Origin of the sequence: Heyndrickxia faecalis, from assembly GCF_040267745.1 — a bacterium.
Lineage (GTDB): Bacteria > Bacillota > Bacilli > Bacillales > Bacillaceae_C > Weizmannia > Weizmannia faecalis.
Genome location: NZ_CP158453.1, coordinates 2,596,020 through 2,606,020, shown reverse-complemented (window position 1 = coordinate 2,606,020; position 10,001 = coordinate 2,596,020). Strand labels below are relative to the sequence as shown.

The following is a 10,001-nucleotide window of genomic DNA, read 5'->3' as shown; positions in this document are numbered from 1 at the left end:
GCCCATTCTTGCCATAGCTATAGCAACACATAAAAATTTATCTTTCCATTTTGAAGGCAGCGAGGTAGCGGAAAATTTGCCTGCCCTCTTTGCCTTTCTAATGGTTTCCTGCAGATGGCTGGTCGACAACACTGCCGTTAGCCGTATTGTTTGCACTGAGCGCGTTGTTTGTAATGACAAATGCGGAAGTGGAAAGAGAACCGGAGCCGGTAGATGTTTTCGAACTTGTTTTCGGTGAGATGACAGCCGTGTCTCCAAAATGGACAATGCCGCTTCCAACATTATAGATTTGTAAAGGGCCTACAATGGCCGGCATTTTGATCACCTGCTTTCCGGATTAATCTGGCATGACGCTGCTTTCCTGGCTGACGGCAACGGTGCGCGGGGGAACACGGCCGCCAAGCTTCAGAATATTCGGGTCTAGCTGACGGGTATGGTGGACCCTTGATTCAAGGGCGATTGATTTAGTGCTCCCGATTTGCATGACGGTTGAAGTCGACATCCCAATGATATCTACATTCGAAACTTTTATGACCGGATTTTCTTGGTAAACCTGAAACCGGATTTGTTCTGTTACTGGCGGAATCGGAACGGCCAGGCTGAAAATGGGAAAAGTTTGAAACGGCGCTTCAAATCCGTAGTACAATTCCTGCTGGCGCTGGATCGCAAGGACGGTGGCAGACATCTGGATCCGCTCGGAGTCTCCAACAATAACGTTCGACCCAAATATGACGGTTTTGACCCGGAGCGTATCCACAAAGGAGTTTCTTTGCATCCTGTTATCCCCTCGGTACAAACGGCACGTACGGGCTGATAATCAGGGATTCCGGCGGCGTATCAAAGGCCGCTCCCTGCTGAATCGTTTCCGTATCGCCAATGAGGAAAACCGAGGCACTCGAAATGCCGATAATTTGGACATAATCGACACAGATTTCACGGTTTGTGACGTTCAGTTCCATCGCTGGCACCTCCGTTCATTTGCGGCGGCAAATGGGAAATAAAAACTTGTACGGCATGCGCCATATCCGCCTTGATTTGCCCAAGCAATTTGTCAAACCATTCGCCTTCAACGGGCCCGGTTGGATTGAGCTGGTTGATATAATAATCAATGCGCTGCGGAAGTTGGTTTTTTAAGTCATTTTTTATAAAATTATGATATTCTTGATTTAGGCGGACTTTGAATTGCCGCTCATTGTCGGTGATCGTTGTTGGGAGTTCTTTTTCCAAATATTCCATCAGTTTTTCGGTAAGCGCCTGTTTTAAAGCAGCACGGTGTTCATTGTTGGCATGGGGGATGCCCTGCGTTTGGGGGATGGCTGCATCCTCTATACTGGACAGGTCAGACGGATTAATGCCGATATTCAAGGTGCCATCTAGTGTTTCAATTTTCAGCTGATCAAATGCATATTCGATCCGGTCCACCCGGACAGGCGGCCTTGCTTTCAGCTGCTCAATCTCCTCCATGAGGGAGGCAAGCGTCTTTTCCATTTTCGCCAACTTCGCTTCATGGTGTTGAAAGTATTGGTAAAGCTGCCGGAGTTCGGCAAAAAGGTCTGGCATTCAAAAACCCCCTTCTGGCTTAAAGCCCGGCAGTGACCGCCGGCTTGGATCGGAACGAAACCTGAGCTTAAAGCAAAGCATCGGTGTGCAGCGTCAATGCTGAACCTGGCGTAGGGTCCGGAAAGAACATGCAGGTTCAGCACACGTGTACATACCTGAAGTTGCTGCCGTCTAAATGTGGCCGGAAAGAAATACCGGTTTCAGCACAACGCCGGGAAAACCGGGACCGCGCTTTCTATCTTGAGCTTGAAGCGGCAGCGCCGGACTGCATGGGAACTGTCACATTCGGATTATAAGGCTGGTCTGCAGCGGCAGAAGGAGCCGGCGCGGAAAAATTCCCGGTATTATACAAATAAGCTGCCGGCTTGATGATGCCGGACGTGCCGATTTGAAAGACGGAAGAATTTGTAATGCCGCCGATCTTGATCATGCGGATGTGGATACTTTGTTGCACGTAAAAATTCATTTGTTTTCACCCGTTACAAATTAAAATTGTTTCCCTGGTCAATGACATCAAAATCATACGTATTTGTATTTGACTGGTAGTTTGTAATGGACAGGTTTTCACCGGTGTTAAAGGACCCTGCCCCGGCAAACGTTTTGGAACTGGCAACCGGCTGAATCAGGAATACGTCACCGACATTAAAGACGCCGCTTGATCCGATACTGATAATTTGGACGGCGCCGACAAAACCGGGCATGGCGCGCACATCCTTCCTTGGTCAGTGGCAATTGACTTTTTCATGCTTCATTGTATGAAAAAAACGAAAAAAGGGTGATTCATCCGCCTAACGGGCAAAAACAAAAAAGGAGCGTTGCAATGGCTGAATGGGCGCCAATCCGTGAAAAACGGCGGAATCCTGCAATTGACATATTGAGGGGATTTTCCCTTTTTGGCATTCTTATGGTAAATATGCTTTCTTTTCTGTCCCCTTATCTTTATATAAATCCGTATGACTGGTTCAAAGCGGAGGATCGGGCAATCGTGACGTGGATTGAGGTGTTTTTCCAGTCCAGTTTTTATCCCATTTTTGCGTTTCTTTTCGGATATGGGCTGATGGTGCAGAAACGGCGGGCGGAAAAGGCAGGGGTCGGGGTTTATCAGTTTCTTTTCCGGCGCCTTTCCGTTTTGCTTGTTCTCGGCCTTGCCCATGCATGGCTCATCTGGCCAGGGGACATTTTAGCGGCTTATGCGGTCTTTGGCATGATGCTTTTGCCTTTTCTGAAACAGGGAGGGAAAACTTTGATTTTTGGCGGGGCTGCCCTCTTTTTCATCTCGCATTTGCTGATAAGTTTTTATTTGATGGTGATGGCCATCCGGTTGCCGGACGCTTCACTTTTGTATACTGACTGGCACAATGCCACTGCTTCATTGCAGGTGTATGCAAACGGGAGCTTTATCGACATTACGAAAAGAAGGTGGCTGGACTGGTATGCGGTATACGGACCTCCCGGCACATGGCATGCTTTTCTGTCTGTTTTTCCGCTGATGATGGCGGGGGCGGGCGTTTGCAGGGAAGGCTGGCTTACAAAAGGGAGGATTCCGGCAAAAAAATGGCTGCTGTTTTTTTGTTGCTGCTTTGCTTTTGGCCTGTTTTGCAAACTGTTGCCGGTTATTGTCTCCCCCATCCTGCCTTTTCTGTATATCCGGGAGACGATCGGCGGCGTCATTTTAAGCGGTGCTTATGTTGCACTTATTGAGCTCTGTGTAAAGCACCGGCTGGCGGATTTTCTCAGGCCGGTTGCAATGGCCGGGAGGATGTCGCTTTCCAATTACATCAGCCAGTCTGGTTTAGCCTCTTTGATCTTTTACGCCTACGGTCTCGGGCTTTACGGAAAGCTGTCTGTGTCAAGCGGGGTATTGCTTGTTGTTTTGATTTTTCTTATGCAAGTGCTGGTTTCTGACATTTGGCTGCATCGCTTCCGCTACGGGCCGCTTGAATGGGGCTGGCGGCGACTCAGTTATCGAAATGACAAAAAAGGATGAGGTGTATACGATGAAATTCATGAGCTTTGTTTGGCAAGACCAGGTACAATACGGTGTGCTTTATAATGAAACAACGATTTTAAATTTACGGGCTTTGGATGGTTTTCCGCCATCTTTGCTTGAAGGCATCCGGGCGGGCGAGGCGTTTACCGGCCGTGTCCGGGAAGAATTGAAAAAACCGGAAGCAACCCTTGAAGGCGCGCTCGTTCCGCTTCACGAGGTTTCCTGCCTTCCCCCGATTCCGGACCCGGTGAGAAACATGTTGTGTGTCGGCAAAAATTATCGGGAGCATGCAATTGAAATGGGGAGCGCGGAAGATATTCCTGAACATATTATTATGTTTACAAAAGCGACGACAACTATTAATGCACATGAAGCGTCGGTTGATTCACATCGGGCGGTTACCCGCGAGTTGGATTACGAAGGGGAGTTGGCCGTCGTGATCGGGAAGGAAGGGAAACAGATTGCAAAAGAAAATGCTCTTTCCCATGTGTTTGGGTATACCATTTTAAACGATATCACAGCAAGGGATCTTCAACGGAAGCATAAGCAATATTTTATCGGGAAAAGCCTGGACGGATCCTGCCCGGTTGGTCCGTGGGTTGTCGATCGTTCCGAAATCGAAAATCCGAATGCGCTTGATATCGTGACAAAAGTAAACGGGGAAGTCCGCCAGCAGTCCAATACATCCCGCTTCATTTTCCCGGTTGAGGAGATTATATCCGAATTGTCGAAAGGGATGACGCTTTTACCCGGGGATATCATTGCAACGGGCACCCCAGCCGGCGTCGGCAACGGGTTTCATCCGCCGCGTTTCTTGAATCCTGGTGATGAGGTTGAAATTACGGTTGAAAAGGTGGGAACTTTGCGAAACACCATCAAATAAAGTAAGATGGGTATAAGACAGATAAAGAAGCAAAGGAGAAGATCGAACGATGTTAACCCGGACAGATGCGCATGTCACAACATGGGTCATTGCGATCCTTTTGTTTATTTTGGCCTTGTTCCTCCATCGCGCAGGAAAAGAAAAGGCGTTTAAAACGGTCCAGATGGTTTTAAGGCTGTTTTACATACTCGTCATCGTCACAGGTGCGCTGCTCTTTTTCCATAACCAGCGCCTTGATCCTGCCCTGTACGGCCTTAAACTGCTCGGCGGGATTCTCGTGATTGGGATGATGGAAATGATTACGCTGCGGCTTTCTAAAAGAAAAAGTACGGGAATCCTCTGGGTTTTGCTGATCATCTTTTTCGCCGCCGTCCTGTATCTTGGGCTGCGCCTGCCGATGGGATGGCATCCTTTTTATTGATGCCTATGTGGTGCCGGTGTAGTTTTTCAGGATAGAAATGGAGAAGGGAGGCAAGGGCCGGCTTGCCTTCCTTTTTACATTTTTTTCAAAAGCATGCGCCTTCCGTCACTCCATGTACACTCGAACCACTCGTCCGCTTGTTTGCCCAGCCGGAAATGGTGGTGGACGGATAAAATAGCCTCTCCGTTATCAAACAGCATGAAATTCACGCCTTCTTTTTTCTCCAGGTTGACGAGGCATGATAATACGTTATGACAATAGATACAATCATAAATAGAAAAGCCTGCCCCGTTTAAGAAAGAGACGAAGCGGTGAAACAGGCCGTCCTCCCACTCTCCGAAGAGCATCTCAAGCGAAAAATTGACCGGCTTCGGAATCCGCAAGCTTGCTTTTTCTTCAAGAAGAAGCATTTTCCCATCTGACATGACGGTTTGATCTTCTGTTAATATGCCTTTTTTCCAACGCCCGGAATGGAAGATTTCAATTTTTTGGCCAACAAACTCCTCAAGCATCGATGCCTCATCAGATATATCATCAAAAAACACCCATTCTTCATTCAGCTTCTCGATTGAACCTGTTAAAAAAGCGCGGGACTGGCATTCCATGATTTTTAATCTGAATTGTCCGTCCATTTGCGGCCCTCCTTCCCGAGCATCATTTCCTTATTTGTTTTTGACAAGGGGAGGGGTTTTCATACCTTTATAAGCAGAAAGAAAAGGGTCCGGAGCTAGAGATTTTAGCCCGTAAAAATGTTCACTGTTTTGCATCAAGAGACTTTGGTCCGGGGAAATGTACGCCGGTATCGTGCGCGCCTTTTTTAAGCAAAAAGAAAACCGGAAAGGAATGTGCCTTTCCGGTGTGCGCGTCAGCCGTTGATCACGGTGCCGCCGTTTACGTGGATGACTTGCCCGGTCACATAGCTTGAGTCGTCGGACGCAAGATAGACATAGGCAGGTGCCAGTTCGGACGGTTGGCCGGGGCGTTTCATTGGGACGTCGGAACCGAATTTTTCAACCTGGTCTGCCGTAAAGGTTGACGGGATAAGCGGCGTCCAGATCGGCCCCGGGGCCACGCCGTTCACGCGGATGCCTTTTGATACGAGCGCCTGTGACAAAGAGCGTATGAATGCTGCGATGGCGCCCTTTGTTGCCGAATAATCAAGCAGCTGCGGGCTGCCTTGATAAGCCGTAATCGAAGTCGTGTTAATAATGGAGCTGCCTTCTTTTAAGTGCGGCAGTGCGGCTTTCACCATGAAAAATTGTGAAAAAATATTGGTCCGGAATGTTCTCACAAGCTGTTCTTCCGAGATATCCAGAATGCTTTTTTGCGGGTGTTGTTCGGCCGCATTATTCACCAAAATATCGAGCCGGCCGAATGTGCTGACCACTTTTTCCACTGCGTCCCGGCAATGCTGTTCGTCCCCGATATCGCCCGGGATGATCAGGCATTGGCGCCCCTCTTTTTCCACCAGTTCTTTTGTTTGTTTTGCATCCTCATTTTCATTCAGATAGCAAATGGCGACATGCGCGCCCTCTTTTGCAAAATAAATGGCGACAGATTTTCCGATCCCGGAATCCCCACCGGTAATGAGCGCAATTTTTCCATCTAGTTTGCCGCTTCCTTTGTAGTTGTCTTTTACATTTTTCGGCTGCGGGTTCATTTCCGTTTCAGTGCCGGGCTGCCTGTTCTGGTGCTGGGCGGGTAAAGTTTTCTTGGAAGCATTTTGTTCGTTCGCCATTTTTACCACTCCTCGTTCAATTTTTAAACGGAACGGCAATCCGGAATTTGGATTGACCGGCCATCACCATTAGTCTATACCCGTCCAAAATTTCTATTAACCGGTATACCCGGAAAAAAGTTGGAAGGCGTTATGGCAGCTCATTCAGGAAAAAGACGGATATTGTGCCAGGCCCGGCGTGCGACCCGATCACGGCGCCGATTGTGTTGATCAAGAATTGTTTTGTACCGAAACGTGCTTCAATCAGCTGTTTCATTTCTTCTGCAGCCGTTTCATCATCGCCGTGGCAGATGCCGATCAGCTGGTGTTCAAGGTCTGTGCCGCGTTCTTCCATGATATCGAGCATACGGTGCAACAGTTTTTTCCGCCCGCGGATTTTTTCAATCGGAATCAGCTTCCCGTCCTCTACATCGAGGATCGGTTTAATATTCAGCAAGCCGCCGAAAAATGCGCTTGTTTTCGATAGCCTGCCGCCTCTGGCAAGAAAATCAAGATCGGGGACTGTGAAAATATGCTCCATATGTTTGCTGCGGAATGCGGCATCCCGGATGATTTCCTCTTTTCCTGCCCCGTTTTTCCGTAAATCGGCGGCTGCTTTTACAACGAGGCCGTAACCGATCGAAGCACATTTTGTATCGAGTACCGTTAAATCAAGATTGGGATAGGCTTCTTTCACTTGGTCGGCGATCATGGCCGCCGTTTGGTACGTGCCGGACAGCTCGGACGAAAAAGCCAGGTAAATACCGGTATCTCCTGATTTGGCAAGATCGGTAAAAAGTTTTTCAAAATATTGCGGTGACGGTTGCGACGTTTTTGTACCCACCCCCGCGCGAATCAAGCGGAACACTTCTTTCGGGTCAATGCCGACAAGGTCGTCATAGGATTTGTCCTCTACATACACGGTCAACGGAATCAAGTGTACATGGTTTTCTTTGAAAAAAGACAGCGGCAAGTCGCTGGCACTGTCAGCAAAAATTTGAATGCCCATCGTTTTCACCCTCACAATCAGTTCTGTCTTTAGTTTACCGATTTTCCCCGTTTTGCACAATTTCAAGCAGATGCTTCAAGTGAGGAAAAATGAATCTTGGGGCGCTGCCGAAAAGAAAACCCGTTTCAGGAAGACGATAAGCAAAACCGATGCAGAAGACAACAAGCGAAACCACATGGCAAAGACAGCAAGCAAAACCGATGCAGAAGACAACAAGCGAAACCACATGGCAAAGACAGCAAGCAAAACCGCTGCAGAAGGCAACAAGCGAAACTACATGCCAAAGACAACAAGCAAAACCACATAAACAAAAGGAATAGCTGCCGGAAGTCGGCAGCTATTCCAATTTTCCAAGTTCATGCTGCATGTCGCGCAGCTGTGCTTTTTCTGCAAGTGTCGTGTTGGCATATGCACTGGATAAGGCGTTTTTCGCTTTTTGCACCATTTCGTTTTTTTCTTGTTCCGTTCCGAAAGCAGCCGTCTCTTTCGCCAGTTCGACAAATTGCCTGGCCTCTTGAAACAGTCGGTTCGCCATTATAAGATGCCTCCCGAATTGCCTTCTTCGCTCCTGTTCGCTTCTGCTTCGGCCAATGTGGAGTGATACGGGAAACGCTCGCTATACTTTTTCACTGCATCTTTTCCCTGATGGACAAAACGTTTCGATTTGCTGCTTCTGCCCAAACGAAACACCGCCTTTACGGGAAGGGTGCACGGGGTGCCGCGCCCATTTATAGTGTTGGAATTCCCGGCGCTGATTATGCGTTTTTCAGGAGATGGCTTTCAAATTCAGCGCTTCTTCAAGAAAAAGGCCAATGCCGTCTTCCGTATTGGAAAGGGTGATTTCATTTGCGATTGCTTTTAAGGCCGGAATGGCATTTCCCATCGCAACCCCCGTCCCCGCGTATTCAATCATTTCCAGGTCGTTGTCTTCATCCCCGAAAGCAATGATCCGTTCTTTCGGTATTCCGTAGGCGTCGGCGACTTTTTTCATGCCGGCCGCTTTATTCAGCCCGGCTTTAATGATCTCGATGATGTGCCACGGTGCCCCCCAGCGCCTGTGGTCGATCACTTCGGCATGGACATCGCTTAAGTAGCTGCGGATCAACGGCACGTCTTCCTTTGCTGCATGGATCAGCATGGACGTCGGCTCGTCTTTTAAAAAGCGCATTAAATTTCCGGTTGTGACATGCGGGTTTCCAATTTGAAAAATATTGAGCAGTTTTTCGTCGTGATAATGGAGGTACACCTCATCTTTCACTTCTGCTACAATATTATACAGCCGGAAATCGCCGCATGTTTCAACGATCGATTTTGCTACTTGAAGCGGCATCGGTTCATGATAGATGCCAAAGCCCGTATTTTTCGGATGGTGGACAAAAGCGCCGTTAAAATTGACAATCGGCGTATCGAGTCCAAGTTCTTCATAATACGGCTGGCTGGAGCGGAAAGGGCGGCCGGTAGAGATGATGACCTTATGGCCGGCTTTGATTGTTTTTTGCAGAACGGATTTTGTTTTCGGGGAGATGGTCTTTTCATCATTTAACAATGTGCCGTCAAGATCCAATGCAATTAAATAAGGTTGAGGCATTTGAATTTCTCCTTTTTCTCGAAATGATTCAGTTTACATGCAATTTTCGTGATGATCCATTATACTAAATAATATAACATTTTCCCAGCTTAAAAACCTGCTGTAAAGCATTTTTATCTTGCATACCGTTTTGTTATGATAGTTACGGAGGAGGTTTGAAAACCATGGATGAAGCATTGAAAGAAAACATTATGGGCGCGCTTGAACAAGTGATTGACCCGGAAATTGGCATAGATATTGTAAACCTCGGGCTTGTGTATGATCTCGACCTAGATGAGGAAGGCTGCCTGACGGTGACCATGACCCTGACCGCAATGGGCTGCCCGCTCGCGGGAATTCTCGTTGACCAGGTGCAAATGGCGGTACAGGACATTCCTGAAGTGAAGGACACCCATGTCAATATCGTCTGGAACCCGCCGTGGACAAAAGACCGCATGTCGCGTTATGCCAAAATTGCGCTCGGAATTAACTGATTAAACAGCCCCCTCTTCGCCGTTGTATTTTTTGGCTGGCAAAAATAAGCGCTCATGCTTTAACAAGATCAGCCCAAACTAATGCTGACGATAAAAAAAGGGGGCGTTACTTTGGGGCAAAGCAACCTGTTTCACCCCGGAAGCAAAGCACCGAATAATGGGGTTTATGTAGAAGTTGGCGAAAATGGCGACCCGGTCGTAAACCCGAAAAGCGCCCATCTTAGCAGGGGCGACCGCTTTCCGGAAACAACGAACGATGCCCGCCATTGGAGGCGCAAACGCAAACCTTAAAATCAAAACGGGGAGCTATCCCCGTTTTTTTGCTGTCTTTAAAGGAAAAACGGTAAAATAAGGACAGGT

The 10,001-nt window shown here is 48.0% G+C and carries 18 protein-coding genes; 6 read left to right on the top strand and 12 right to left on the bottom strand.

The features are described from left to right. Nucleotides 1-97: 97 nt before the first annotated feature. From ABR335_RS12750 to ABR335_RS12725, 6 genes are all read right to left on the bottom strand, one after another. The gene (locus ABR335_RS12750; protein WP_013858756.1) at nt 98-316 is read right to left on the bottom strand and encodes a spore germination protein; all 219 of its coding nucleotides are present in this window, start codon (nt 314-316) and stop codon (nt 98-100) included. A gap of 21 nt (nt 317-337) precedes the next feature. Next, nucleotides 338-775, bottom strand: a complete 438-nt coding sequence (locus tag ABR335_RS12745; protein ID WP_350346200.1) for a spore germination protein GerPE — start codon at nt 773-775, stop codon at nt 338-340. Between the two features lie 4 nt (nt 776-779). After that, a complete protein-coding gene (locus ABR335_RS12740; RefSeq protein WP_014095760.1) occupies nt 780-959 on the bottom strand; it encodes a hypothetical protein in 180 nt (59 codons plus the stop codon). Beyond that, nucleotides 934-1,560 carry a spore germination protein GerPC gene (locus tag ABR335_RS12735; RefSeq protein WP_350346199.1) on the bottom strand — a complete coding sequence of 209 codons (627 nt, stop codon included), beginning with the start codon at nt 1,558-1,560 and terminating at the stop codon, nt 934-936. The genes ABR335_RS12740 and ABR335_RS12735 overlap by 26 nt, the downstream gene beginning before the upstream one ends. 235 nt (nt 1,561-1,795) lie before the next feature. Continuing rightward, the gene (locus ABR335_RS12730) at nt 1,796-2,026 is read right to left on the bottom strand and encodes a spore germination protein GerPB (protein WP_017550199.1); all 231 of its coding nucleotides are present in this window, start codon (nt 2,024-2,026) and stop codon (nt 1,796-1,798) included. Nucleotides 2,027-2,039: 13 nt separating this feature from the next. After that, a complete protein-coding gene (locus tag ABR335_RS12725; RefSeq protein WP_017550198.1) occupies nt 2,040-2,261 on the bottom strand; it encodes a spore germination protein in 222 nt (73 codons plus the stop codon). A 119-nt stretch (nt 2,262-2,380) separates the two neighbouring features. Between ABR335_RS12725 and ABR335_RS12720 the strand changes: the two genes are divergently transcribed. From ABR335_RS12720 to ABR335_RS12710, 3 genes are read left to right on the top strand one after another with little or no spacing between them, the layout of a single operon-like run. Beyond that, the gene (locus ABR335_RS12720; RefSeq protein ID WP_350346198.1) at nt 2,381-3,547 is read left to right on the top strand and encodes a DUF418 domain-containing protein; all 1,167 of its coding nucleotides are present in this window, start codon (nt 2,381-2,383) and stop codon (nt 3,545-3,547) included. 10 nt (nt 3,548-3,557) lie between these two features. Then, nucleotides 3,558-4,433, top strand: a complete 876-nt coding sequence (locus ABR335_RS12715) for a fumarylacetoacetate hydrolase family protein (RefSeq protein ID WP_350346197.1) — start codon at nt 3,558-3,560, stop codon at nt 4,431-4,433. Nucleotides 4,434-4,482: 49 nt separating this feature from the next. After that, nucleotides 4,483-4,854, top strand: a complete 372-nt coding sequence (locus ABR335_RS12710) for a YisL family protein (RefSeq protein WP_014095756.1) — start codon at nt 4,483-4,485, stop codon at nt 4,852-4,854. A 74-nt stretch (nt 4,855-4,928) separates the two neighbouring features. Here the strand turns inward: ABR335_RS12710 and ABR335_RS12705 are convergent, their stop codons facing one another. The 3 genes from ABR335_RS12705 to ABR335_RS12695 all read right to left on the bottom strand — a co-directional run bounded on the left by ABR335_RS12705 (nt 4,929) and on the right by ABR335_RS12695 (nt 7,580). Further along, nucleotides 4,929-5,486, bottom strand: a complete 558-nt coding sequence (locus ABR335_RS12705; RefSeq protein ID WP_350346196.1) for a DUF2777 domain-containing protein — start codon at nt 5,484-5,486, stop codon at nt 4,929-4,931. A 233-nt stretch (nt 5,487-5,719) separates the two neighbouring features. After that, nucleotides 5,720-6,592 carry an SDR family oxidoreductase gene (locus ABR335_RS12700; protein WP_014095754.1) on the bottom strand — a complete coding sequence of 291 codons (873 nt, stop codon included), beginning with the start codon at nt 6,590-6,592 and terminating at the stop codon, nt 5,720-5,722. Nucleotides 6,593-6,722: 130 nt separating this feature from the next. Next, the gene (locus tag ABR335_RS12695) at nt 6,723-7,580 is read right to left on the bottom strand and encodes a DegV family protein (RefSeq protein WP_014095753.1); all 858 of its coding nucleotides are present in this window, start codon (nt 7,578-7,580) and stop codon (nt 6,723-6,725) included. Between the two features lie 79 nt (nt 7,581-7,659). On the opposite strand from ABR335_RS12695, the gene ABR335_RS12690 reads away from it, so the two are divergent. Then, the gene (locus ABR335_RS12690; RefSeq protein ID WP_350346195.1) at nt 7,660-7,887 is read left to right on the top strand and encodes a hypothetical protein; all 228 of its coding nucleotides are present in this window, start codon (nt 7,660-7,662) and stop codon (nt 7,885-7,887) included. Nucleotides 7,888-7,917: 30 nt separating this feature from the next. Here the strand turns inward: ABR335_RS12690 and ABR335_RS12685 are convergent, their stop codons facing one another. The 3 genes from ABR335_RS12685 to ABR335_RS12675 all read right to left on the bottom strand — a co-directional run bounded on the left by ABR335_RS12685 (nt 7,918) and on the right by ABR335_RS12675 (nt 9,168). After that, nucleotides 7,918-8,115: a DUF3813 domain-containing protein gene (locus tag ABR335_RS12685; protein WP_014095752.1), complete on the bottom strand. Its 198-nt coding sequence runs from the start codon at nt 8,113-8,115 to the stop codon at nt 7,918-7,920. Further along, nucleotides 8,115-8,261, bottom strand: a complete 147-nt coding sequence (locus ABR335_RS12680; RefSeq protein ID WP_017550193.1) for a hypothetical protein — start codon at nt 8,259-8,261, stop codon at nt 8,115-8,117. The genes ABR335_RS12685 and ABR335_RS12680 overlap by 1 nt, the downstream gene beginning before the upstream one ends. Before the next feature lie 85 nt (nt 8,262-8,346). Continuing rightward, the gene (locus ABR335_RS12675) at nt 8,347-9,168 is read right to left on the bottom strand and encodes a Cof-type HAD-IIB family hydrolase (RefSeq protein ID WP_341289347.1); all 822 of its coding nucleotides are present in this window, start codon (nt 9,166-9,168) and stop codon (nt 8,347-8,349) included. Nucleotides 9,169-9,332: 164 nt separating this feature from the next. On the opposite strand from ABR335_RS12675, the gene ABR335_RS12670 reads away from it, so the two are divergent. Together ABR335_RS12670 and ABR335_RS12665 are read left to right on the top strand one after the other, a co-directional pair. Next, nucleotides 9,333-9,641, top strand: a complete 309-nt coding sequence (locus ABR335_RS12670; RefSeq protein WP_014095750.1) for a metal-sulfur cluster assembly factor — start codon at nt 9,333-9,335, stop codon at nt 9,639-9,641. 111 nt (nt 9,642-9,752) lie between these two features. Continuing rightward, nucleotides 9,753-9,932 carry a YjzC family protein gene (locus ABR335_RS12665; protein WP_014095749.1) on the top strand — a complete coding sequence of 60 codons (180 nt, stop codon included), beginning with the start codon at nt 9,753-9,755 and terminating at the stop codon, nt 9,930-9,932. Nucleotides 9,933-10,001: the final 69 nt, after the last annotated feature.